Here is a 23447-nt window from a genome sequence, read left to right on the forward strand (position 1 = left end):
CGGGGTTCCTGCTACTGCTGTTGCTGCGGCGGCGACTGCCGGGGCTGCTGAGGCGGCTGGGGCTGCTGGGGCTGTTGAGGCCAGGCGGGCTGGCTGCCGTACGGACCGGGCCCGTAACCGGGTTGGGGCTGCCGGGCGGGCGGGTAGGGCTGCTGCGGCGGCTGCGGCTGGGGCTGGGCATAGCCCGTCTGCGGCAACTGCGGCCCGGGCTGCGCCGGATAGGCCGGCGGAGCGCCGAACCCGTGCGGCGGCTGCGGCGATTGCTGCTGCGGCACCTGCTGCGACTGCTGCTGCGCCTGACGGGCCTCGTTGGCCTGCTGGGTCCACGGGTTCACCGGCGGCTGCCACGGTTCGTACGCGGCGAAGTCCCGCAGCAGCAGGACGATGAGGGTGCCGGTGACCAGCACCCCGGCGGCGAACGTCGCCAGCTTCAGCCCGCCCTGGACGGTCGTGGTGAAGTACTCGGCCTGCTTCTCGTCGAAGAGCGCACCCGACAGGCTCCGCACCCGGTTGTAACCCTCGATGGCCGCACCGCCGATGACGATGCCCCGGCCGAGGGTGTTCCCGCGCAGGACCAGCAGCCCGCCCGCCACGTAGACGACACCCCAGTTGAGGTTGAACGTCTCTGCGGTTCCGGAGCCGTCGCCCGTGCCGTAGTACACGATGCCCTGGAGGAAGTCGGCGACGCCGACCTGCCAGAAGCAGTTGTACACGGCCCAGAGCAGCAGGATCCCTGCCCATCCCATGGCCACGAAGGCGGCCACGCGGTGGCCACGTGGCGTTGACGCGCTCAACTTCACTCCTCTTCGGATGAACCGTCGTGCAAGGCGAGCCATTGCACTCCCGCGGGGCCGGATTCCCGGCCGCCGGTGATCGTTTTGGGGTCGTCGTACGTGTGCTGCACATCGGCGTTCGCGTTCTTCGCGGTGAGGCCGTCGCCCCACACCGTCCACAGCACCCAGGGGGCCTGGTCGAGCGTCGTGCGCTGCGCCGCGCCCAGTGGCACGTGGAAGGATTCGGCGAGGATCCGCGGCTTGCCGTAGTCCTCGAGGCCGCGGTGCCACGTCGAGGTCCAGGCGGCCGGGTCGAAGGGCCGGTCCGGCGTTCCGCTGTAGTCGTCGACCCCGACCACGTCCACGTACTCGCCGCCCGGGTAGAAGTCCCAGGGTTCGCTGCCGTGGGTGCCGTCCCAGGCCGTGGGGGCCCACACGAAGATCAGGTTGTGCAGTCCGCGGGAGCCCACCAGGTAGTGGTAGAGCAACGCCCAGAGGGCCGTGTACTGCTGGGGTTTCAGCCCCGCCCACCAGAAGCTCTGCTCCCCGCCGAGCGAGTTCATCTCGTGGTACGGGCGCAGCAGTACGGGCACGTCGTACGCGGCCAGGTAGCCGAGGTGGTCCGCGAGGAACGACAGGTCGAGCAGGAGCGCCGCGTGCTCGGCGGAACCGGGGGTGAGCAGTCGGTCGATCCAGCCCGGGTCCTTCGCCGAGGGGGCGTTGCGGCGCAGTGTCTGCTCGTAGCTCTTGACCGGGCTGCCCGGCCACGGCTGGTGGAACGACATCCCGACCAGGCCCGCGGGCGCTCCCCCGTTGGCCGGCAGCACGGTCTTGGCGCCGTTCCAAAGGCGTTCGGTGCCGGTCGGGTTGTACGAGCCGTCGTCCTTGCGGGGCAGTCCGTGCCAGACGCCCATGGCGAGGTCGACGACGTCGTTGGTGTAGGTCCAGAACTCGCGGCGGGCGGGCCAGGCGGCGCGCGAGTAGTCCCGGGCCTCGCCCACGCCCCAGCTGTCCTGCTGGTAGCCGGGGCCCAGGTCCAGTTCGAGGAAGGCCGGCAACTTCCCCGTGATGTCCTGGGGTTTGCGGTAGTAGTAGCCGGGCGGTTTCGGACCGGTGTGGTCGCCGTACTCCGGGTTGTACCGCTCGTTGTGGAGCTCGGCGTGCTGCCCGATGAGGGTGCCGCGGCGTCGGCCGGCCCGGGCGTCCGCCTCCAGCCCGGCCAGTAACCGGTACACGGACCGGGCCGCTTCGGAGGCCTTGGGATCCCGCGACAGCAGGTCCTTCTGGAGTCCGGCGGCGGGCGCGCGCGAGGTGCTGAAGGCCGCCACTCCGGCGAGGGCGCCGCCCGTGGCCGCGGTGGCCGCCGCTCCGAGGAGCAGATTGCGGCGCTTGAACCCGCGGCCTAAGACCGGGCGGCCCGGCACGTCACGACCCAACATTCCGAGACCCCCCTCGGTCGACAGCCGGCCGACAACGGCCCCTGCCGGATGCACGGAACCCCTGGGGCCGCTGTCACCCTACGCGTCGGCCCCCGAGCGATGCACTCGGGGGCCGAAGGTTCACCGTATGTACGTGTGGTTCACCGTTTGTACGTGTTACGCGGCGGGCAGCGCGTCCAACTGGGCCTGGATCCGGGCGATGTCCGCCTCGGCCTTGGCCAGCCGGCCCTTGATCTTGTCCACGACGTTGTCGGGGGCCTTGGCCAGGAAGGCCTCGTTCCCGAGCTTCGCCTCGGCCTGCTGCTTCTCCTTCTCCGCGGCCGCGAGGTCCTTGGAGAGGCGCTTGCGCTCGGCGGCCACGTCGATCGTGCCCGACAGGTCGAGCGCGACGCTGGCGCCGGCGACCGGCAGGGTGGCCGTGGCCGTGAAGGCCTCGCCCTCCGGCTGGAGGCGCAGCAGCTGGCGCATGGCCGCCTCGTGCGCGGCCAGCGGCGTACCGGTCAGGTCCAGACGGGCCGGGACCTTCTGGCCGTCCTGGAGGCCCTGCTCCTTGCGGAAGCGGCGGACCTCGGTGACGACGGCCTGGACGCGCTCGATCTCCGCCTCGGCGGCCTCGTCGCGGAAGCCGCTGTCCTTGGGCCACTCGGCGATGACGAGCGACTCGCGGCCGGTCAGCGTGGTCCACAGCGTCTCGGTGACGAAGGGGACCACCGGGTGCAGCAGCCGCAGCATGACGTCGATGACCTCGCCGAGCACGCGGCCGGAGACCTTGGCCTGCTCGCCGCCCGCGAAGAACGTCGTCTTCGACAGCTCCACGTACCAGTCGAAGACCTCGTCCCACGCGAAGTGGTAGAGCGCCTCGCTGAGCTTCGAGAACTGGAAGTCCTCGTAGTACGCGTCGACCTGGGCCACCGTCTTGTTCAGGCGGGAGAGGATCCAGCGGTCGGTGGCCGACAGCTGCTCGACCGGCGGCAGGTCGCCCTCGATGGTGGCGCCGTTCATCAGCGCGAAGCGCGTGGCGTTCCAGATCTTGTTGGCGAACTTGCTGGACGCCTGGACCCAGTCCTCGCCGATCGGCACGTCGGTACCGGGGTTGGCGCCCTTGGCCAGGGTGAAGCGGACGGCGTCGGAGCCGTACTTGTCCATCCAGTCCAGCGGGTCGACGACGTTGCCGAAGGACTTCGACATCTTCTTGCCGCGCTCGTCGCGGACCAGGCCGGTCAGCGCGATGGTCTTGAAGGGGACCTCGCCGTCCATGGCGTACAGGCCGAACATCATCATCCGGGCGACCCAGAAGAAGATGATGTCGTGGCCGGTGACCAGGACGTCGGTGGAGTAGAACTTCGCCAGGTCCGGGGTCTTCTCCGGCCAGCCGAGCGTGGAGAACGGCCACAGGCCGGAGGAGAACCAGGTGTCCAGGACGTCCGTGTCCTGGTGCCAGCCCTCGCCGGTGGGCGCCTCGTCGTCCGGGCCGAGGCAGACGATCTCGCCGTCCGGGCCGTACCAGACCGGGATCCGGTGGCCCCACCACAGCTGGCGCGAGATGCACCAGTCGTTGAGGTTGTCGACCCAGTCGAAGTAGCGCTTCTCCATCTCCTTCGGGTGGATCGTGACCCGGTCGTCGCGGACCGCGTCGCCGGCGGCCTTGGCGAGGGTCTCGACCTTGACCCACCACTGCAGCGACAGGCGCGGCTCGACGGTGGTGGAGCAGCGGGAGCAGTGCCCGACGGAGTGCAGGTAGGGGCGCTTCTCGGCGACGATCCGGCCCTGCTCGCGCAGCGCCCCGACGACCGCGGAACGGGCCTCGAAGCGGTCCAGGCCGAGGAAGGGGCCGTGGACGGTGATGACGCCGTGCTCGTCCATGATCGTCATGTTGGGCAGGCCGTGGCGCTGCCCGATGGCGAAGTCGTTCGGGTCGTGCGCCGGGGTCACCTTGACGGCACCGGTGCCGAACTCCGGGTCGACGTGCGTGTCGGCGACGACCGGGATGCTCCGGTCGGTCAGCGGCAGCTTGATCTGCTTGCCGATGAGGTGCGCGTACCGCTCGTCGTCCGGGTGGACGGCCACGGCGGTGTCACCGAGCATCGTCTCGGCGCGCGTGGTGGCGACGACGAGGGAGTCCTCGCCCTCGCCGTACTTGATCGAGACGAGCTCGCCCGCGTCCTCCTGGTACTCCACCTCGATGTCGGAGATGGCCGTCAGGCAGCGGGGGCACCAGTTGATGATGCGCTCGGCGCGGTAGATCAGCTCGTCGTCGTAGAGCTTCTTGAAGATCGTCTGGACGGCCTTGGAGAGGCCCTCGTCCATGGTGAACCGCTCGCGCGACCAGTCGACGCCGTCGCCGAGGCGGCGCATCTGGCCGAGGATCTTGCCGCCGTACTCTTCCTTCCACTGCCAGACGCGCTCGACGAACTCCTCGCGGCCCAGGTCGTGGCGGGACTTGCCCTCCTCGGCGAGCTGCTGCTCGACCTTGTTCTGGGTGGCGATGCCGGCGTGGTCCATACCCGGCAGCCAGAGGGACTCGTGGCCCTGCATGCGCTTGCGGCGGGTCAGGGCGTCCATGAGCGTGTGCTGGAAGGCGTGCCCCAGGTGCAGGGAGCCGGTGACGTTCGGCGGCGGGATGACGATCGTGTAAGCGGGCTTCTCGCTCGCGGCATCGGCCGTGAAGTACCCACGCTCTACCCAGCGCTCGTAGAGCTTCCCCTCTACCTCGGCCGGAGCGTACGCGGTCGGCAGTTCGGAGTCGGGGCTGCTGGGTGTCTGCGTGTTCTCGGTCACGAGGCACAGTTTAGGGCCGTAACAGTCCAGTCATGAAACCGGTAATCAAGGGGCCCGGCGCCGTGTGCGGCTTCGGCTTCCGTCAGGATGTCTGAAACAGATAAAGGATTCCTGAAGGGGGACGCGGGCATGAGTTACAACCAGCCGGGACCGTACGGGGCCCAGCCGCCGCAGCAGCCGGGGCCGTACGGGGGCCCGCAGCCGGGACCGTACGGGCAGCCCGCGCCGCAGCCCGGCTACGGCTACCCGCAGCAGCCCCCGCCGCCGGGCATCCCCCCGCAGGGCTACCCCCAGCAGCAGCCCCAGCCGGGCTACGGCTACCAGCAGCCGGGCATGCCCCCGCAGCCGCCGTACGGCGTGCAGCAGCCGAAGAAGTCCAAGGCCGGCGTGATCATCGCGGTGGTCGTCGCGGTCGCCGTGATCGCGGGCGCGGGCTGGTACTTCACGCAGGGCGGCGGCGCCTCCGGCTCGGTGGCCGCGGACACCAAGGGCTACAAGCTGGTGGTCCCGGAGAGCGTGGACGACTACAAGAAGGACCCCGCTTACAAGGGGTCGAACACGCTCAGCGACAAGGACCGAACCGAGCTGGAGGGGATCGGCATCAAGAACCCCACCAAGGTGGGGATGAACTACAAGTCCGGTGACCCGGCGAACCCGTTGGCGACGAAGAGCCTCAGCTTCCAGGGCATCTACGGCGACCTCGCGGACCCCGAGAAGACGGTGGACGCCTACTTCGCCATCGCCAAGCTCAAGGCGGGCGACGACAAGTCCGCCTCGGTCGAGTTGCTCGACAGCCCGAAGGCGATCACCCCGTCCGGGTTCAGCGGCGCCGTGCTGAAGTGCCAGGCGATGAAGATCAGCCTCACGGCCTCCACGGCGACCAAGGGGCCGAAGGAGTTCACCGTGCCGATCTGCATCTGGGGTGACTACAGCACCCTGGGCATGGTCAGCGCGTCCGACGCCGCGTCCCTCCTGGCCGGCAAGCCCGGCGCCACCCTGGAGCAGACCGCCGACCTGGCGGCCAAGGTCTACAAGGCCTCCCGCGTCAAGAAGTAACAGGCGCAGGACCACGCAGAAGGGGCGCCCCGGATGTCCGGGGCGCCCCTTCGCGTGCGTCGTGACGGCTAGGCCGACTTCTCCTGCGGGCCCTGGTCCTTCGGGACGATGCGGGGGACCAGCGTCGGGTTCACGTTCGAGCGGACCACGTCCGAGGTGATGACCACGCGGGCCACGTCCTTGCGGGACGGGACCTCGTACATCACCGACATCAGGACCTCTTCCATGATGGCGCGCAGGCCGCGCGCGCCCGTCTGGCGCAGGATCGCCTGGTCCGCGATGGCCTCCAGCGCCTCGCGCTCGAAGTCCAGCTCGACGCCGTCGAGTTCGAACAGCCGCTGGTACTGCTTCACCAGCGCGTTCCGCGGCTCCACCAGGATCTGCAGCAGCGCCTCGCGGTCCAGGTTGTGGACCGAGGTGATCACGGGCAGACGGCCGATGAACTCCGGGATCATCCCGAACTTCACCAGGTCCTCCGGCATGACCTCCTGGAACTGGTCGCTCGCCTCGATCTCGCGCTTCGAGCGGATCGTCGCCCCGAAGCCGATGCCCTTGGCTCCCGCACGCGACTCGATGATCTTCTCGAGGCCGGCGAAGGCGCCGCCCACGATGAAGAGCACGTTCGTCGTGTCGATCTGGATGAACTCCTGGTGCGGGTGCTTGCGGCCGCCCTGCGGCGGGACCGAGGCCGTCGTGCCCTCGAGGATCTTCAGCAGGGCCTGCTGCACGCCCTCGCCGCTCACGTCGCGCGTGATCGACGGGTTCTCGCTCTTGCGGGCGACCTTGTCGATCTCGTCGATGTAGATGATCCCGGTCTCGGCCTTCTTGACGTCGTAGTCGGCCGCCTGGATCAGCTTGAGCAGGATGTTCTCGACGTCCTCGCCGACGTACCCGGCCTCCGTCAGCGCCGTCGCGTCGGCGATGGCGAACGGGACGTTCAGCATGCGCGCGAGCGTCTGGGCGAGGAGCGTCTTGCCCGAGCCCGTGGGGCCCAGCAGCAGGATGTTGGACTTCGCGAGCTCGATCGCGTCGTCCCGGCCCTGCGCGCCGCCGTTCTCGCCGGCCTGGACCCGCTTGTAGTGGTTGTACACCGCCACCGAGAGGGCCTTCTTCGCCGGCTCCTGGCCGACGACGTAGCTCTCCAGGAACTCGTAGATCTCACGAGGCTTGGGGAGTTCCTCCCACCGGACCTCGGAGGTCTCGGCGAGCTCCTCCTCGATGATCTCGTTGCAGAGGTCGATGCACTCGTCGCAGATGTACACACCGGGTCCTGCGATGAGCTTCTTCACCTGCTTCTGGCTCTTTCCGCAGAACGAGCACTTGAGCAGGTCGCCGCCGTCACCGATGCGTGCCACGAGGTGCTTCCCCTTCGCCTGGGAGACGCCTGGTTCAGCGCTCCTGGTGCCTCATATCCGACGGTACCTTGCCGGGGGCCCCGTACGGGGCCCCCTTGACGTGGTTCACATCGCCGAATGTGACGACGTGCCCACGCCAACTGGCGGCAAGGATCAGTGGGAGTTCTTGCGGGTCGAGACGATCTGGTCGATCAGGCCGTACGCGAGCGCGTCCTCGGCCGTCAGGATCTTGTCGCGCTCGATGTCCTCGCGGATCTTCTCGATCGGCGTGGTCGAGTGCTTGGCCAGCATGGTCTCCAGCTGGTCGCGCATGCGCAGGATCTCGTTGGCCGCGATCTCCAGGTCGGAGAGCTGCTCGCGGCCGGTGCCGCCGGACGGCTGGTGGATCAGCACGCGGGCGTTCGGCAGCGCCATGCGCTTGCCGGGCGTGCCGGCCGCCAGCAGGACCGCGGCGGCGGAGGCCGCCTGGCCCATGCAGACCGTCTGGATGTCCGGCTTCACGAACTGCATCGTGTCGTAGATGGCCGTCAGCGCGGTGAAGGAGCCGCCGGGGCTGTTGATGTAGATCGAGATGTCGCGGTCCGGGTCCATCGACTCCAGGCACAGCAGCTGCGCCATGACGTCGTTGGCGGAGGCGTCGTCGATCTGCACGCCGAGGAAGATCACGCGCTCCTCGAAGAGCTTCGCGTACGGGTCGTACTCGCGCACGCCCTGCGAGGTGCGCTCGACGAAGCGCGGGACGACGTAGCGGTTGTCCACCTGCGCGCCGGTGTAGAGGCCGCTCGCGGGAGAGAGGTTGTTCATGTGCATCTGGGTGTTCACCATCCTGGTGGCGTTCTGCGGGCTCGGGCTTGCCGGGTGCGGGCGGGCGTACGGGGCCTCGTGGGAGGCCCCGCGCGCCGGGGCCGGGATCAGGCCCCGGTGCCGCCGCCGCCCGGGACCAGCGACGCGGCGGAGATGATCTCGTCGATGAGGCCGTAGTCCTTGGCCTCCTCCGCGGTGAACCAGCGGTCGCGGTCGCCGTCGCGGATGATCGCCTCCACGGTCTGGCCGGAGTGGTGGGCGGTGATCTCGGCCATGCGCTGCTTCGTGCGCAGCAGGTACTGGGCCTGGATCTTGATGTCCGAGGCGGTGCCACCGATGCCGGCGGAACCCTGGTGCATCAGGATGTCGGTGTTCGGGAGCGCGAAACGCTTGCCCGGGGCACCGCCGGTGAGCAGGAACTGGCCCATGGAGGCCGCCATGCCCATGCCGATGGTGACGACGTCGTTCGGGATGTACTGCATGGTGTCGTACACCGCCATGCCGGCCGTCACCGAGCCGCCCGGGCTGTTGATGTACAGGTAGATGTCCTTCTCCGGCTCCGCGGCCAGGAGGAGGAGCTGCGCCGTGATCTTGTTGGCGATGTCGTCGTCGACCTGCTGGCCGAGGAAGATGATGCGCTCGCCGAGCAGCCGGTTGTAGACATGGTCGCCGAGGCCGCCACCGATGGACGGCTCACCCGCGGCGTAAGGCTTCAGATTCGTCACGTATCCACCTGCTCGTCTCCGACGGCCACATGCCGTCTCAGCGTCTCGTTCTGGGGCGCGGACCGGTCGGGGCGGCGGTGGCCGCCGCTTCCGGGTACTCCCGTGCCCTCGTATTCATGGACCCTAACGCGCAGGTCGGACAACGCCATCCCGCTTCCCGAACTGTTCGCTCGGAGCGCAAGCTCCGTGGACCCTTCGGGGACCGGGCGAAGGCCCTGCGGAGCCCGGGGGCGGGGAGTGCGCGAAGGGCCCGTACACGGCTGCGTACGGGCCCTTCGGGGTGCTGCTCAGCGGGCGCCGCGCGGGGCGGCGCCCAGGGTGTTACTTGGCCTCGTCGGCCTGGGCCTCGGGGGCGTCACCCTCGACAGCGGCCTCGACGGTCTCGGCGGCCGTCTCGACCTCGTCCTCGTCGTCGGAGAGGTCGACGACCTCACCGTTGGTGTCGACGACCTTGGCGGCCTCGACGACGACCGCGAGGGCCTTGCCGCGGGCGACCTCGCCGACGAGCATCGGCACCTGGCCACCCTCGACGACGGCCTGGGCGAACTGGTCGGGGGACATGCCGGAGGAAGCCGCACGGCGCATGAGGTGCTCGGTGAGCTCCTCCTGGTCGACGCCCAGCTTCTCCTTGTTGACGAGCGCGTCCAGGACGAACTGGGTCTTGATGCCCTTGATCGCCTGGTCCTTGGTCTCGGCGTCGAACTCCTCGACCGTCTTGCCCTGGAACTCCAGGTACTTCTCGATGGTCAGACCCATCTGGCCGAGCTGGTGGTGCTCCAGGTTGTGCTTGCGGGTGTTGACCTCGTCCTCGAGCAGCTTCTCGGGGATCGGGACCTCGACGAGCTCCAGCAGCTTCTCCAGGACGCGCTCCTGGGCCTGCGTGGCCTGGTCGTACTGCTTCATGTTCTCGAGGCGCTTGCGGCTGTCCGCCTTGAGGTCCTCGAGGGTGTCGAACTCGCTCGCCATCTGCGCGAACTCGTCGTCCAGCTCCGGGAGCTCCTTGGCGGAGACCTTGGTGACCTTGACGGTGACCTCGGCGTCCTTGCCCTCGGCGGAGCCGCCCTTCAGCTGGGAGGTGAAGGTGGCCTCGCCACCGGCCTCCAGGCCCTTGACGGCGTCGTCGATGCCGTCGAGGAGCTCGCCCGAGCCGATGGTGTAGGAGACGTCGGAGGCGACGCCGTCCGGCAGCACCTCGCCGTCGACCTTGGCCTCGAGGTCGATGGTGACGACGTCGCCGTCCTCGGCCGCGCGCTCGACGTCCTTGGTGGACGCGAAGCGGCCGCGCAGCTGCTCGACCGACTTCTCGACGTCCTCGTCGGAGACCTCGACCGCGTCGACCTCGACCTCGATGCCGGAGTAGTCCGGGATCTCGATCTCGGGGCGGACGTCGACCTCGGCGGTGAAGGCCAGCAGCTCGCCGTCCTTCAGCTCCGTGATGTCGACCTCGGGCTGGCCCAGCGGGTTCAGGTCGGCCTCGTTGACGGCCTCGGTGTAGAACTTCGGGAGGGCGTCGTTGACGGCCTCCTCCAGCACCGCACCGCGACCGAAGCGCTGGTCGATGACCCGGGCGGGGATCTTGCCCTTGCGGAAGCCCTTCACCGTGACCTGCTGGTTGATCTTCTTGTACGCCGCGTCGAGGCTGTCCTTGAGCTCCTCGAAGGGCACCTCAACAGTGAGCCGAACCCGAGTCGGGTTCAGGGTCTCCACGGCGCTCTTCACGGTTCGGTCTCCTTGTGGCTGACTGCTTGGGGTTCTGCGTCCGCGCTGCGATTCAGCGGTTCGGCGGATTCGGCCCGGTAGATCAGACACACGGGCACGCAGCTTGCATAGTAACCGCAAGCGGCAATCAGCCCACAACGCGATCTTGCTGATGGCGGTGCTGGTGGTCGGGGTGGCCGGATTCGAACCGACGACCTTCCGCTCCCAAAGCGGACGCGCTACCAAGCTGCGCCACACCCCGTCGGTGCGACACGTAGGGTACATGGCCGGAGACCCTCTGATGCGCGGGGTTTTGAGCGAACGATTCCGGACGCGCACCGCGGGCGCGTAATGCGGTGTGCACTCCCCCGGCCCGACCCGCTAGGATGCTGTCCGTGCCGCGGTCCCCGGACCTGCGGCGCACGCGTTGCGGGCGTAGCTCAATGGTAGAGCCCTAGTCTTCCAAACTAGCTACGCGGGTTCGATTCCCGTCGCCCGCTCTGAAGTACGAAGGGCCAGGTCGGAGGATTTTTCCTCCGCCTGGCCCTTAGTCGTTCCCAGGGTCCGTGATCAGCCCTGCGTGCCCCCTGCGTGGCCCTCTCCCTCTCGCAGCGCGTCGGCGATCAGTCGGTCCCGGTCGGCGCTGGAGTGCTGGTGGATCAGCGCCGCACGGGCGGTGCCGCGCCCCGTCCGGGCCATCAACTTGCGGGTACCGGCTCCGGTTGACGCGGCCAGGGTGTTCCCCGTGTGCCGAAGATCATCCCCGGGGATGGAGACGGCCCTCTTCCCGGGCGCGCCGGCAGGCCGGGCGCGCTCGCGTTCACGACTGCCGCCGCGGATCAGGGGAGCGGAAGACCGGGTCCTCACTGCGAAGTCGAAACTCCGCAGAGACACCCAGGCTCTTTCGCGCTGCGACATAGAACGCATCACGCCGATCCTGGAACTCGCGAAACGCCCGCGTCCAGTCTTCTGCGGTTCCCGAGCGCTGGTCACGAGCGAATTGCTCGAGCACCCATGCCTGGCGCTGCAGAGCTCTGGCCGCCGACACCGTCTCGGCGTCTCCCATCAGAAGCACGGTTTCGAACGCGTACCCACGCTCCAGCTCCGCCTCGGCCAACAACTCCAGACCAGCCTCTGCACCGAGGGGCTGAGGAAGGTCAAAGAGTCCTTTCGCCGCCGCGAGTCGGCCTGCCACGGAAACGAACCTCTTGATGGCGTCGGCATACCGGATGTACGACTCCAAGCGGCGCTCGTCCCACCGAGTGGCAAGCTGCCGCCGCCACCGCGATCTCTCCATCAGAGTTGCGCCCAGGTATGAGGCCAGTGCACCGACGAGCACGCCCATCAGCGTGAACAGCTGACCCGACAATGTCCCCCCCCTGCCACCTGAACCCGTGGTCGAAGCGTAGGCCCGCGGAGTGCAGCCAGCCAGACCGGTCCCGCGCTTGGCTCGCGCAGCCCGGAAGATCTGCGGGGCAGGTTCTTCGCAGCGCAGCCGAGATCCTCAGCCGCATGCCGATGGCGGCGCGACCGCCTCTTGAGGACGCGGAGGAGGGGCTTGCGCCCGGCCCCGGACGGCGTGGGGTCAGTGTTGGAGCACGGTGCAGGTGACGGTGGCGCCATCGGCTGTCTTGACGACGTACTTGCTCCCGCTGAGACCGCCGAGGTCGAACCTTCCCGACTTGTCGATGGGGACGGAACCCGAGGTGGATCCGGAGTAGGTCACCGTCGTGCCGCCGGGGAATCCCTCACCCCACAGGTGGTACTTGCCGGCCGAATCCGTTTCGACCTTGCACGTCGCGGCGGTGGTCGAGGCGTGTGCGGCGACGGCGGGTCCCAGCGCGAGGGCGGGGGCCGCCAAGAGCGCGAGTGCTGCAAGACGACGTGTCCGGTTCATCATTCAACCTGCCTTGGACGCTGACGGTGCGGCCGGGTGGGGCGTGACGGCTCCGATACCCGCGGCAGTGGTCGCACGGGACGCCGAGGGGAAGGTCTCGATCCGTTACGCCGTGCTCCTGTCGCCCCACGTGGACACATGAGGTCGATGGCGGTTTTCATCCTATCGCCCGATATGCCGCATGGCATCTCGCAGGCTTCCCGGGGCCGTTCCTCGCCCTTGACGGGGGTGAGGGGAGGTTGGCTCGTGCCCCGGGTGGAGAAGGCGATCGCCAACGAGAATTCGGCCACCCTCAACGTCATGACGCCGGGCGGCCAGGTGAACGCGGACCTGGAGTACCGGCGGGCGGCCGGCACTCCCTGAGCTCCCCCTAGAGCTTGATTCCCGCGATGGTGTCGGCGAGGGAGTTGAGGAAGCGGTTGACGTCCGGGGCGATGGAGCTGGACGCCAGGAAGAAGCCGAAGAGGACCGCGACGATCGCGGGGCCGGCCTTGATGTGGTTCCCGCGGACGAGCACCACCAGGATGACCGCCAACAGAACCACCACTGACAGCGAAATGGCCACTACTGATCACACCTTCGGTCGTCCCCTGGTCGGCCCGGGGCGCACGGCCGCGCGCGCCCCCACATGGACCATCCTCCCACCAACGGGCCCCGGCTATCCGCCCCGTGGCGAATCGGCGTCGCCGCTTTCCCGCCAACCGCTCGTGCACCGGGCATATTTCGGGCGCAGGGCCGGTGTCACGGCGCCGCGAGACCGAGGAGGGAGCGGACATATGCGTACTTCGCGGACAGCCGTTCGCGGGTGGGGCCGTCCAGTACGGAGAGCCGTACGGGGTCTGCGTTGTGCGCCAGGTCGGCCTCCTTGACCAGGAGGGCGCCCGGGGTGGCGAGGATCCGGGCCGCGTACTCCTCCACCGGTTCGCCGGGGCGCTTGGTGACCGCAAGGACCATGTCCTTCACCGGCTGGGGCAGGGCGGCGGAATCCAGCCACTCCCGGCTGAGCGCGTCGTCCTCGACGGAGTCGTGCAGCCAGGCCGCCGCCTGCTGCTCCGCGCTGCCGCCACGGGCGCGGACTCCCTCCGCGACGGCCGCGAGGTGCTCGGCGTACGGCCGGCCGGCCTTGTCGGTCTGGCCCTCGTGCGCGGAGCGCGCCAAGGCCTCGACCTCGAGCAGGGTCAGCGGTTGCTGCTGCCGTTGCGTCATACCGTCCCCTTCGCCGCCGTACGCAGGGCCTGTGCGGCCCGGCGTACATCCGCCTGCGTGGTGCGCCAGTTGGAGAACGCTGCGCGCAGGGCGGGAGTTCCCGCGTAGACGGTCGGGGTGACGAAGACCTCCTCCTGCACCGCCTCCCGGACGGCGGTCAGGCGGGCCGGGGTGGGGTCCTCGGCGAGGGTGAAGCAGACGACGTTCAGGCGGACCGGGGCGAGGAGGCGGAAGGCCGGGTCCTGCTCGAGTGCGGCGCCGAGGGACCGGGCGCAGGCGATGTCCCGCTCGACGACCTCGCGGTGGCCCTCGCGGCCGTAGGCGCGGAGGGTGAACCAGGCCGCGAGGGCGCGCAGCCGGTGCGAGTTCTCGGGGGTGAGGTGGACCAGGTCGGGGCGGTCGCCGAGGGGTCCGAGGTAGGCGGCGGCGTTCTGGAAGACGCGGGCCTGGAGGTCTTGGCGGCGGGTGAACTGGACGGCGCTGTCGTAGGGGACGTTCAGCCACTTGTGCAGGTCGATGCAGAGGGAGTCGGAGGCGTCGAGGCCGTCGGCGAGGTGGGCGTGCTCCGGGGAGAGCGCGGCGAAGGCGCCGAAGGCGGCGTCGGTGTGGAGCCAGAACGCGTGGCGTTCGCGGAGGGCGGCGATGGCGCGGAGGTCGTCGAAGTCCACGGTGTTGACGGTGCCGGCGTTGGCGACGACGACGGCCGGGCCGGGGGTGTCGGCGAGGGCTCGGTCGAGGGCGGCGGGGTCGACGGCCTCGCGGCCGGGGAGGGTGGGGACGGCGATGAGGGAGCTGCGGCCGAGGCCGAGGACGGAGAGGGCCTTGGCGATGGAGGAGTGCGGGGCTGCGGAGAGCACGCGGACGGGGCCGAGGGCTGCCGCGCCGTCCTCGGACGGGGAGACGCCGAGGCGTTCGCCGAGCCACTCGCGGGCGATCGCGAGGCCGGTGGTGTTGGACATGGTGGCGCCGCTGACGAAGGTGCCGGTGTGGGCGTCGGAGAGGCCGAAGAGGTCGCGGAGCCAGGTGACGGTCTCGCGTTCGAGGTCCTGGCCGGCGCCGTCCAGGGCGGAGTTGGAGTTCTGGTCGTGGACGGCGGTCAGCCAGTCCCCGGCGAGGGCGGCGGGGGTGGCGCCGCCGGTGACGAAGCCGAGGTAGCGGGGGCCGGCGGAGGCGGAGAGGCGGGGCTCCCACCGGTCCCGGAAGGCGGCGAGGGCCGCGTCCGCCCCGGCGGCGCGCTCCGGCAGGGGTTCTGGGTCCCGCGGAGGCCCGGCGGGCGGTACGACGGGACGGGCGTCCAGGGCTCCGAGGGACTCGGCGGCGGTGCGGCGGGTGGCCTCCAGGAGGTCGGGGAGGCGGGCGAGGTCGGCGGCGAGCGTGCGGTCCATGGGGGCACGGTAGGGATCCGCCGGGCGCGGCGGACCGGCCAATCGGGGGTGATTGGCCCGGCTTCCCGGCTGCACGGAGCTCCGCCCGCCCCAAACGTCGGCGGGGCTGGAACAGGACGGCGCGGCCGGGCCTTGAGCCCGCGGGGCGGGAGTTGGGGGGGGCGTAGGGTCGTGGGATGACTCGGTGGGCGGTGGGGGTTGCCGGAGTGGTGGTCGTGGCGGGAGCGGTGGCGGGGTGTGATGTGCCACCCGCGCCTGCCGCCGCGCCCGGGCCCAGTGCGCCGAGGCCCCCCGCGCCCACCGTCACGGCCTCCCCTCCCACCGTCACGGCCTCCCCTCCCACCGTCACGGACTCCCCTCCCCCGGCCGGGGCGTCCGCGTGCCCCGAGGGCGGGGTGCGGCTGCTCGAAGGGGCCGGGGACGCCGCCATGGGGCTGCGCGTCGCCGACATCCAGCTGGTCAACTGCGGTACGCAGCCGTACGTACTCGAGGGCTATCCGGAGATCCGGCTGCTGGACCGCAAGCGGGCACCGGTCGAGGTGACCGTCGTCCACGGAGCGGACGGGATCACCGGCGCGCCGAGCGGCGCGGAGGGTGCCCCGCAGCGGATCGAGCTCCGCCCCGGCCAGACCGCCTCCCTCGGCATGGTGTGGCGGAACCTGGTGACCGACTCCGCCGTGCCCGCCGCCGAGGGGTGGGTGCTGGACGTGACCCCGCGGGCCGGTGCGCCCCGGGTGGAGCTGGAGCTCCGCCACTCCGTCGACCTCGGGAACACCGGGAAGCTCGGGATCAGCCCCTGGAAGGCGACGGGCCGGTGATCATCTGGCTCAACGGGCCCTTCGGGGGCGGGAAGACGCAGACCGCGTACGAGCTGCACCGGCGGCTGCCCGGCAGCGTCGTGTGCGATCCGGAGCACCTCGGGTTCGGGCTGCACCGCATGATGCCGCCGGAGCTGCGCGGGGACTTCCAGGACCTGCCGGCGTGGCGGCAGGGCGTGTTCGAGGTGCTGGACCTGGCCGCCGAACGGCACGCGGGGCCCGTCCTGGTGCCGATGACGGTGACCGAGCCGCGGTACTTCGCCGAGACGGTCGGGCGGCTGCGCGCAGCGGGCCACGACGTACGGCACTTCGCGCTGATGGCCGAGCGGGCGACCGTACTGCGCAGGCTCCGTGAGCGCGGGCTCGGGCGCGGGCTGAAACGGGAGAGCTTCGCGGTGGCCAGGCTCGACGGATGTCTGGAGGCGCTGCGCGGGCCGGAGTTCGCCGACCACCTGGTCACCGACCACCTCACGGTGTCCCAGGTGGCGAGCCGGATCGCGGCCATGACCGGGCTGCGGGCCGCCCCGGACACCGACGGGCCGCTCCGCGGGAGGCTGCGGCGCGTGCTCGTCGGTGTCCGGCACATCCGGTTCGACTAGGGGGTGCCGCCTCGGCGGAGGGCCCAGCGGGCCGGGAGGGTGGTGGCGGTCAGGCCCAGGGTCAGGGCGGCCGCCGCGAAGGAGGCGTAGAGCATCGGCGGGATGTGCGGGGGCGCCCCGGTCAGGGCCTTGGTCAGCGGGAACAGCGTGGCCAGGGCGATCGCGCTGCCGAGGGTGACGCCCGCGCCGCCGATCAGGAGGGCCTCCCAGCGCAGCATGCGGAACACCTGGCGGCGGGTGGAGCCGACGAGGCGCAGCATCCGCAGCTCGTGGCGGCGGTCGAGGACGGTCATCACCAGGGTGTTGGCGGCGGCGACGGCCGCGAAGCCGCCGAGTACGGCCGCCATGACGGTGTTGGCCCAGGCGTTGACCTCGCGGTCCGTGTTCTGGGCGGTGGTCCACTCCGCGGTGGACATCGCGGCCCCCAGGGCCGCCGGGACCGGGCCGCGGATCAGCAGCTCGGTGGCGCGCCCGGCGGTGGTGTGGCCGGTGAGGTCGGCTGCCGGGAGGGTGACCTGGCCGAGGCCGAGACCCCGGGTGTAGACGGCCACGATCTCGGAGGTCGCCGGGGACCCGTCGGGGAGGCGGAGTTCGACGCGGTCGCCGACCCCGAGGCGGGCGGACTCCGCGAGGCTGCGGTCCACGGCGACCGCGCCGGGGCGCAGCGCGGCGAGGCTGCCCTCGCGTACGCCGAGGTCCTGGACGGTGGTGACGTCGCCCGCGACGCCCTGCGCCGAGACGGACTGGAACCGCCGCTCGGGCCCCTTGCCGAACATCGCGAGGACCGAGGTGCGGGTGACCGCGACTCCCCCGCGCGCGTCGCTCGGCGGGTCGGTGATCACGTGGTCGGCGAGCAGTCCGGCCTCCTGCTGCTGCCGGACGGCCCGTTCCTCACTGGTGTGCAGGAAGACCAGGGTCGAGGAGAAGGCCATGGCGAGCACGATCGGCGTGATCGCGGAGGCCAGCCGGCGGGCGTGGGCCCAAGAGTTGGCGGCGGCGAGCGAGCCGGAGGCGCCGCCGGCGCGCAGCGGGAGGCCGAGTACGGCGGCGCAGGCGCGGGCGATCAGCGGCCCGAGCAGGGCCACGGCCAGCATGAAGAGCATGACCACGCCGAGGGCGGCGTTGGCGGCGTCGTCCCCGCCGGAGGTGGCGGCCAGGCCCGCGCAGGCGGCCCCGCCGGCCAGCGCGGCGATGCCCAGGGGCGTGCGGATCCAGCCCGGCCGGAGGCGTTCCACGGCGGCTGCGGCCAGCGCCTGGCCGGGCCGGATCCGGGCGGGCCGGCGGGCGGCGGCCCAGCCCGCGAGCAGCGCGGTGACGAGGCCGGTGCCGGCGGCGGAGACGAGCGGGATCCAGGAAACGGCGAGCTCGACACCGCCCGGGATGGCGCCCTTGGCCTGGAGCTGCCCGAACCACCAGGCGGCGAGGCCGATGCCGGGTACGCAGCCCAGCACCCCCGCGGCGGGCGCGACGAGCAGGGCTTCGGTGGCGACGATGCGGCGGATCTGCCGCGGGGTGGCTCCGACGGCGCGCAGCAGGGCGAACTCACGGGAGCGCTGCCCGACGGAGAGTGCGACCGTACCGGCCGCGGTGAAGACGGCGACGAGGGTGGCGGTGCCTCCGAAGGAGCCGCCGAGGCCCATCAGCAGTTCCCTGGCGCCCGCGAGCCGCGGGTCCACGGCGCGGGCGGCGCCGGTCAGCACCTGGGCGCGGCCCTCGACGGCGGCCCGCACCCGCTCCGGGTCGGCGTCGAACAGGACGACGGCGTCGAGCGCTCCGGGGTGTCCGGACAGGGCGCGGGCCTCGGCGTCGGAGAACCAGACTCCGGTGCCTCCGGCCCGTCCCACGACGCGGAACTCCCGCTTCCCGACGGGGGTGTCGAGCGCCACCCGGTCCCCCGCGAACCCCGTGCCCGTACCCAGCACGACCTCCCCGACGGCCTCCGGGGCCCGGCCGGCCGCGAGCGCCGCACCGGTGAAGGCCGATGCCCCCCAGCCCGAGGCCTCCGCGGAGCCCGCGTCGCCCCGTACGGGGAAGACCACGTCGGGGACGGCCCGGCCGAGCGGAGCCAGCCGCTCCAGCAGGGCGGCGTCGACCCGGGCCCGCTCCGGGACCCGCACGGATTCCTCGTAGGCGCCTTCGCCGCTGCCCGCCTGCCAGCGGATCTGCTGGTCGGCGGCGACGACCACGGGGGCCTGCGCGTACCGGGTCGGCGGGATGCTCGCCCGGGCCCCGCTCTCCAGGAGGATCCCGCATGCGGAGACGATGGCGACGGTCATGAGCAGGGCGATGAAGGTGCCGGCGAAGGCGGCGGGGCGGAAGCGGACCGCTGCCCGGGCCAGGCCGTTGGGGCGGAGCAGCATCAGGCGGCCGCTCCCGCGTACGCCGGGGCGGTGAGGACGGTCATCCGGTCGGCGATGGTCGCGGCGGAGCTGTGCGGCAGCCGGTCCGCGATCAGCCCGTCGGCGAGGAAGAGCACCTGGTCGGCGTGGGCGGCGGCAGCCGGGTCGTGGGTGACCATGACGATGGTGGCGCCCATGGAGTCGACGGCGGCCCGGAGCAGCCCGAGGACCTCTGCGGCGGTGGTGGTGTCGAGGGCGCCGGTGGGCTCGTCGGCGAAGACGACGTCGGGCCGGGTGACCAGGGCCCGTGCGATGGCGACGCGCTGCTGCTGGCCGCCGGAGAGCTCGGCGGGGCGGCGCCGGCCCTTGCCCTCGAGGCCGACGCGGGCGAGCAGGTCGGCGGCCCGCTCCCGGTCCTGCCGCGAGGATCCGCCGCCGGCGAGCCGCATCGGGAGGAGCACGTTCTGCTCCACGGTGAGGGAGGGCAGCAGGTTGAAGGCCTGGAAGACGAAGCCGAGGCGGCTGCGGCGCAGCTCGGTGAGCTCGTTCTCGTTCATGCCGGTGATCTCGGTGCCGCCGAGGCGGACGGAGCCGGCGGTGGGCAGGTCGAGCCCGGCCGCGCACTGCAGGAAGGTGGACTTGCCGGAGCCGGAGGGCCCCATCACGGCGGTGAAGCTGCCGCGCGGCAGGGCGAGGTCGATCCCGCGCAGGGCGTGCACGGTGGCGGCCCCCCGCCCGTACTGGCGCCGTACGCCGCGCAGCTCGACGGCGGCGGCGCTGTCGTACGGCGTCCCGTACGCCGTCCCGGCCGGCGTCTCGTACGCCGTGCCGGACTCCGTGCCGGACGCCGTCCGCCCCGTCTCGCGCTGCCGCCTGCTCCGCCGGAGCCCCATGGTGTGCCGCCTTCCGTGTCCGTCGGTGATCGTGGTCCCGACGCTACGGACGGAGGCACGGGGGCGGACATGGCGCAGCCAGGCGGATCACTGGTGGGGAAAACCCCACCCCCGGGAAGGTCCTGCCGGTCGACCGGTGCTCAGGGCGAGCGGCGGATCAGGAGCAGCGCGCGGTCGTCGTTGACGTCCTTGGCGACCTTTTCGATCAGGTGCCAGGCCGCGCCGTCCCAGCCGGCGGCGACGTAGCGGTCGGCTTCGCCGGTGAGGCGGTCGATGCCCTCGCTGATGTCGCGGTCGGCGGTCTCGACGAGGCCGTCGGTGAAGAGCATGAGGACGTCGCCGCGGCGCAGGTTGCCGCGGGCGGGTTCGAACTCGGCGCCGTCGTAGACGCCGAGCAGCGGGCCCTCGCCGGACTTCTCCTGCCAGCGGCCCGTGCCCGCGGAGAGCTGGAGGGCGGGCAGGTGGCCGGCGGAGAGCAGTTCGTAGTCGCCGGTCTCCAGGTCCAGGACGAGGTGGATAGAGGTGGCGAAGCCCTCGTCCCAGTCCTGGCGGAGCAGGTAGCCGTTGGCGGCCGGCAGGAAGCCGTGCGGGGGCAGGGCGCCGAGCAGCCCGCCGAACGCGCCGGACAGGAGCAGCGCGCGGGAACCGGCCTCCATGCCCTTGCCGGAAACGTCGGTCAGGACGACCTCGAGGGTCCGGCCGCCGTTCGTGCGGGCGGCGACGACGAAGTCGCCGGAGAACGACTGGCCGCCGGCCGGGCGCAGGGCCATCTCGCGGTGCCAGCCGCGCGGCAGGGCGGGCAGCTTGCTCTGGACCCGGATGCGTTCGCGCAGGTCGAAGAGCATGGTGCCGCCGCGCCGCCAGGGCACGCCGACGCGGCTGCGGAACTGGGCGATGACCAGTCCGAAGAATCCGCAGGCGGCCACGACCAGGACCGTGCCGGGGGTGACCCGGGCGGGGCCGAGCGTGTACGGCCCGAGGACCAGGGCCTCGACGATGAGGGCGGCGGCGGAGGCCGCGTACAGGGCGAGCAGGCTCGCGGGGCGCAGCAGCAGGCCGCCCGCGACGATCGGCAGGACGAGGGCGGAGGGCGAGAACCAGACCGGCAGCATGATCGTGCCGCAGGCGATGGCGGGGACGGTCACGAGCAGCCCGGCGAAGGCGAGCCAGTCGGAGGCGTCTCCGCGGAAGTAGTCGACGGCGGATTTGCGCAGGGCGGTGCGAGCCCGGTGCGACAGCATGCGCATCCGGGCCATGAGCGTCTCCACGCGTGCTCCGGCCATTGCTTCGGGACCCTATCCATCCTGGCTGTGCATGCGCAGGGGGACCCCCGGACCCGGGGGCTCCGGCCGGTCGAAAACCCTTCGACTGTGACGGAATGCCCTGGTAAGGATGGCCGTATGGCTCTTGAGATGCGCGTATTGCTGGCTGATGAGTGGGATGTCTGGTACGACCACCTGGAACTGGCGTTCGGCGGGGTGCCGGATTCCCCCGCGGAGCGCAAGCTCTACAGGTCGCTGATCGAGACGGAACGTTCGCTCGGGGTCTGGGACGGCGAGACCTGTGTGGGCTCGGCCGGGGCCTTTTCCTTCCGCCTCTCGGTGCCGGGCGGTGCACTGGTTCCGGCCGCCGGGGTCACGACGGTGGGCGTCTCCCCCACCCACCGCCGGCGCGGGGTGCTGACCTCGATGATGCGCCGCCAATTGGACGACATCCGGGCGGGTGGCGAACCGATCGCCGTGCTGACGGCCTCGGATCCGGCGATCTACGGGCGTTTCGGCTACGGCACCGCGACGTATTCGATGGCCGTGGACATCGACACGACGCGGGTACGGCTCTCCGTGCCGGCGGGGACGGACGGCGTACGGCTGCGGCTCGTCGATCCGCAGAAGGCGCTGCCCGACTGCGAGCGGGTGTACGCCGGGCTCGTCGCGGGCCGGCCCGGGATGCCGGCCCGGCAGCCGGGCTGGGAGCGGCAGGGCCTGCTGGACCCGCCGACCATGCGGGGCGGCGCGTCGCCGCTGAAGTGCGTGGTCGCGGAGGGGGCGGACGGCGAGGTCCTCGGGTACGCGCGCTACCGGGTCAAGCCCGACTGGGACCAGAGCGGTTCGGATGGCACGGTCAGCGTCCTTCAGGTGGAGGCGCTGGAGCCGGCTGCGTACGCGGCGCTGTGGCGGTACTTCTTCGGCATCGACCTGACGTGGCGGGTGCAGGCGTACGGGCGGCCCGTGGACGATCCGGTGCTGCACCTGGTCAGTGACATCCGGCGGATCCAGGCCCGGCAGCGCGACGCCCTGCACGTACGGCTGGTGGACCTGCCCGCGGCGCTGCGGGCGCGGGCGTACGGGACCGGGCTGGACGTGGTGATGCAGGTCGAGGACGCGTTCTGCCCGTGGAACGAGGGCCGGTGGCGCCTGACGGCCGAGGCCGGGGGCCCCGTCACGTGCACCCGCTCGGACGAGCCGGCGGAGCTGGAGCTGTCGGTGCGCGAGCTGGGCTCGGCGTACCTGGGCGGGGTCGCACTGACCGCCCTGGCGGCGGCCGGCCTCGTCCGCGAACTGCGCCCGGGCGCGCTGGCGGAGGCCTCCCGGGCCTTCGCGGGCGACGTGGCTCCCTGGCTCCCGCACGGGTTCTGACACGGGCGCGGGTACTGCGGCCGGGCGGCGGAACCGGGCCCCGGGCGGCGCCGGTGTGCCCGCGGGCCCGCCCCGTCAGCCCGGCTGGGCGCTAGCGGGTCTGGCACCCCGGGCACCAGAAGAGGTTGCGCGCCGCCAGGTCGGCGGTGCGGACCTCGGCCCCGCAGATGTGGCAGGGCATGTTCGCCCGGCGGTAGACGTACACCTCGCCGCCGTGGTCGTCCACGCGCGGCGGGCGGCCCATGGCCTCGGGCAGGTGCTCGTCGCGGACGGTGTCGATCCGGTTGTTCCGTACGCCCTCGCGCATCAGCACCGCCAGGTCCGCCCACATGGCGTCCCACTCGCCGCGCGCGAGGTCCTTGCCCAGCCGGTACGGGTCGATGCCGTGCCGGAACAGGACCTCGGCGCGGTAGACGTTGCCGACGCCCGCGATCACCTTCTGGTCCATGAGCAGGGCGGCGACGGTGGTGCGGGAGCGGGAGATCCGCTTCCAGGCGCGGTCCGGGTCGTCGGCCGGGCGCAGCGGGTCGGGGCCGAGCCGCTCGTGTATCGCCTTCTTCTCGGTCTCGCCGATCAGTGCGCAGGCGGTGGGGCCGCGCAGATCGGCCCAGTGCTGCGCATTGAGCAGCCGCAGCCGGACCGTGTCGGTGGCCGGGGGCGCCGGGGCGGGGCCGAAGCCGAGCTTGCCGAACAGGCCGAGGTGGATGTGGATCCAGGCGTCGCCGAGTTCCAGGAACAGGTGCTTGCCGTGCGCCTCGGCGCTCTCCAGCTCGCGCCCGTCGAGCAGGGCGGCGCTCTCGGCGAAGCGGCCCTGCGGGCTGCTCACCCGGACCGGCCGCCCGGCGAAGCGCTCGGTGTGGTCCTGGGCGAGGCGGTGGATCGTATGCCCCTCGGGCACGGCTGCGCTCCTCGGTGTTCCTCGATGGGTCTCGGAAACGAAATCGCCGTGGGGCCCGGGGGCCCGCGGCGCGGGGGAACGGGCGATAAAGCACGCCGGGGGGGGGGCGGGGACCGGGGGGGGTCGCCGGGGGTGTAGGTCACGGCGA

21 protein-coding genes and 2 tRNA genes are annotated in these 23447 nt (G+C 71.6%); 5 read left to right on the top strand and 18 right to left on the bottom strand.

Features of this window, described 5'->3' with window-relative positions; genetic code table 11:
• Nucleotides 1-11: 11 nt before the first annotated feature.
• The 3 genes from ACFYXK_RS03820 to ACFYXK_RS03830 form a co-directional block, all read right to left on the bottom strand.
• A complete protein-coding gene (locus tag ACFYXK_RS03820; RefSeq protein ID WP_389409658.1) occupies nucleotides 12-794 on the bottom strand; it encodes a hypothetical protein in 783 nt (260 codons plus the stop codon).
• A 2-nt stretch (nucleotides 795-796) separates the two neighbouring features.
• Nucleotides 797-2212 carry a glycoside hydrolase family 26 protein gene (locus ACFYXK_RS03825; protein ID WP_389409659.1) on the bottom strand — a complete coding sequence of 472 codons (1416 nt, stop codon included), beginning with the start codon at nucleotides 2210-2212 and terminating at the stop codon, nucleotides 797-799.
• Nucleotides 2213-2368: 156 nt separating this feature from the next.
• Nucleotides 2369-4990, bottom strand: a complete 2622-nt coding sequence (locus ACFYXK_RS03830; protein WP_389409660.1) for a valine--tRNA ligase — start codon at nucleotides 4988-4990, stop codon at nucleotides 2369-2371.
• Between the two features lie 129 nt (nucleotides 4991-5119).
• On the opposite strand from ACFYXK_RS03830, the gene ACFYXK_RS03835 reads away from it, so the two are divergent.
• Entirely contained in the window at nucleotides 5120-6046 is a 927-nt protein-coding gene (locus tag ACFYXK_RS03835; protein ID WP_389409661.1) for a hypothetical protein, read from the top strand.
• A gap of 68 nt (nucleotides 6047-6114) precedes the next feature.
• Here the strand turns inward: ACFYXK_RS03835 and clpX are convergent, their stop codons facing one another.
• From clpX to ACFYXK_RS03860, 5 genes are all read right to left on the bottom strand, one after another.
• Nucleotides 6115-7401 carry an ATP-dependent Clp protease ATP-binding subunit ClpX gene (gene clpX / locus ACFYXK_RS03840; RefSeq protein WP_030159377.1) on the bottom strand — a complete coding sequence of 429 codons (1287 nt, stop codon included), beginning with the start codon at nucleotides 7399-7401 and terminating at the stop codon, nucleotides 6115-6117.
• Between the two features lie 153 nt (nucleotides 7402-7554).
• Nucleotides 7555-8226, bottom strand: a complete 672-nt coding sequence (locus ACFYXK_RS03845; protein WP_030297267.1) for an ATP-dependent Clp protease proteolytic subunit — start codon at nucleotides 8224-8226, stop codon at nucleotides 7555-7557.
• A gap of 86 nt (nucleotides 8227-8312) precedes the next feature.
• Nucleotides 8313-8930, bottom strand: a complete 618-nt coding sequence (locus ACFYXK_RS03850; RefSeq protein ID WP_053786842.1) for an ATP-dependent Clp protease proteolytic subunit — start codon at nucleotides 8928-8930, stop codon at nucleotides 8313-8315.
• Between the two features lie 321 nt (nucleotides 8931-9251).
• Nucleotides 9252-10649 (bottom strand): trigger factor, encoded by a 1398-nt coding sequence (gene tig / locus ACFYXK_RS03855; protein WP_389409662.1) that lies wholly within the window; start codon nucleotides 10647-10649, stop codon nucleotides 9252-9254.
• Nucleotides 10650-10813: 164 nt separating this feature from the next.
• Nucleotides 10814-10890, bottom strand: a tRNA-Pro gene (locus ACFYXK_RS03860).
• A gap of 167 nt (nucleotides 10891-11057) precedes the next feature.
• Here ACFYXK_RS03860 and ACFYXK_RS03865 point away from each other — a divergent pair.
• Nucleotides 11058-11128: transfer RNA gene (locus ACFYXK_RS03865), tRNA-Gly, on the top strand.
• A 70-nt stretch (nucleotides 11129-11198) separates the two neighbouring features.
• Here the strand turns inward: ACFYXK_RS03865 and ACFYXK_RS03870 are convergent.
• From ACFYXK_RS03870 to ACFYXK_RS03895, 6 genes are all read right to left on the bottom strand, one after another.
• Complete coding sequence (locus ACFYXK_RS03870; RefSeq protein WP_389409663.1) at nucleotides 11199-11327, bottom strand: integrase; 129 nt, start codon at nucleotides 11325-11327, stop codon at nucleotides 11199-11201.
• 121 nt (nucleotides 11328-11448) lie between these two features.
• Nucleotides 11449-11967 carry a hypothetical protein gene (locus tag ACFYXK_RS03875; RefSeq protein WP_389409664.1) on the bottom strand — a complete coding sequence of 173 codons (519 nt, stop codon included), beginning with the start codon at nucleotides 11965-11967 and terminating at the stop codon, nucleotides 11449-11451.
• Between the two features lie 246 nt (nucleotides 11968-12213).
• Entirely contained in the window at nucleotides 12214-12525 is a 312-nt protein-coding gene (locus tag ACFYXK_RS03880) for a hypothetical protein (protein WP_389409665.1), read from the bottom strand.
• Between the two features lie 370 nt (nucleotides 12526-12895).
• Complete coding sequence (locus ACFYXK_RS03885; RefSeq protein WP_030297273.1) at nucleotides 12896-13090, bottom strand: hypothetical protein; 195 nt, start codon at nucleotides 13088-13090, stop codon at nucleotides 12896-12898.
• 176 nt (nucleotides 13091-13266) lie between these two features.
• Nucleotides 13267-13731, bottom strand: a complete 465-nt coding sequence (locus tag ACFYXK_RS03890) for an HD domain-containing protein (RefSeq protein ID WP_389409666.1) — start codon at nucleotides 13729-13731, stop codon at nucleotides 13267-13269.
• Nucleotides 13728-15116 carry a pyridoxal phosphate-dependent decarboxylase family protein gene (locus ACFYXK_RS03895; RefSeq protein WP_389409667.1) on the bottom strand — a complete coding sequence of 463 codons (1389 nt, stop codon included), beginning with the start codon at nucleotides 15114-15116 and terminating at the stop codon, nucleotides 13728-13730. Before ACFYXK_RS03895 ends, ACFYXK_RS03890 begins: the two co-directional genes overlap by 4 nt.
• A gap of 176 nt (nucleotides 15117-15292) precedes the next feature.
• On the opposite strand from ACFYXK_RS03895, the gene ACFYXK_RS03900 reads away from it, so the two are divergent.
• Nucleotides 15293-15934, top strand: a complete 642-nt coding sequence (locus ACFYXK_RS03900; protein ID WP_389409668.1) for a DUF4232 domain-containing protein — start codon at nucleotides 15293-15295, stop codon at nucleotides 15932-15934.
• On the top strand, nucleotides 15931-16533 hold the full coding sequence (locus tag ACFYXK_RS03905) for an AAA family ATPase (protein ID WP_389409669.1): 603 nt from the start codon (nucleotides 15931-15933) through the stop codon (nucleotides 16531-16533). Before ACFYXK_RS03900 ends, ACFYXK_RS03905 begins: the two co-directional genes overlap by 4 nt.
• Here ACFYXK_RS03905 and ACFYXK_RS03910 read toward each other — a convergent pair.
• The 3 genes from ACFYXK_RS03910 to ACFYXK_RS03920 all read right to left on the bottom strand — a co-directional run bounded on the left by ACFYXK_RS03910 (nucleotide 16530) and on the right by ACFYXK_RS03920 (nucleotide 21048).
• The gene (locus tag ACFYXK_RS03910; RefSeq protein WP_389409670.1) at nucleotides 16530-18893 is read right to left on the bottom strand and encodes an FtsX-like permease family protein; all 2364 of its coding nucleotides are present in this window, start codon (nucleotides 18891-18893) and stop codon (nucleotides 16530-16532) included. The two genes, ACFYXK_RS03905 and ACFYXK_RS03910, sit on opposite strands and share 4 nt — an antisense overlap.
• Complete coding sequence (locus ACFYXK_RS03915) at nucleotides 18893-19765, bottom strand: ABC transporter ATP-binding protein (RefSeq protein WP_389409671.1); 873 nt, start codon at nucleotides 19763-19765, stop codon at nucleotides 18893-18895. The genes ACFYXK_RS03910 and ACFYXK_RS03915 overlap by 1 nt, the downstream gene beginning before the upstream one ends.
• Before the next feature lie 140 nt (nucleotides 19766-19905).
• A complete protein-coding gene (locus ACFYXK_RS03920) occupies nucleotides 19906-21048 on the bottom strand; it encodes a PP2C family protein-serine/threonine phosphatase (protein WP_389409672.1) in 1143 nt (380 codons plus the stop codon).
• A 117-nt stretch (nucleotides 21049-21165) separates the two neighbouring features.
• Here ACFYXK_RS03920 and ACFYXK_RS03925 point away from each other — a divergent pair, with 117 nt between their 5' ends.
• Entirely contained in the window at nucleotides 21166-22401 is a 1236-nt protein-coding gene (locus ACFYXK_RS03925) for a GNAT family N-acetyltransferase (RefSeq protein ID WP_389409673.1), read from the top strand.
• A gap of 91 nt (nucleotides 22402-22492) precedes the next feature.
• Here ACFYXK_RS03925 and ACFYXK_RS03930 read toward each other — a convergent pair whose 3' ends face one another.
• The gene (locus tag ACFYXK_RS03930; protein ID WP_389409674.1) at nucleotides 22493-23299 is read right to left on the bottom strand and encodes an Fpg/Nei family DNA glycosylase; all 807 of its coding nucleotides are present in this window, start codon (nucleotides 23297-23299) and stop codon (nucleotides 22493-22495) included.
• Nucleotides 23300-23447: the final 148 nt, after the last annotated feature.

Origin of the sequence: Streptomyces sp. NPDC002209 (genome assembly GCF_042890265.1) — a bacterium.
Classification (GTDB): domain Bacteria; phylum Actinomycetota; class Actinomycetes; order Streptomycetales; family Streptomycetaceae; genus Streptomyces.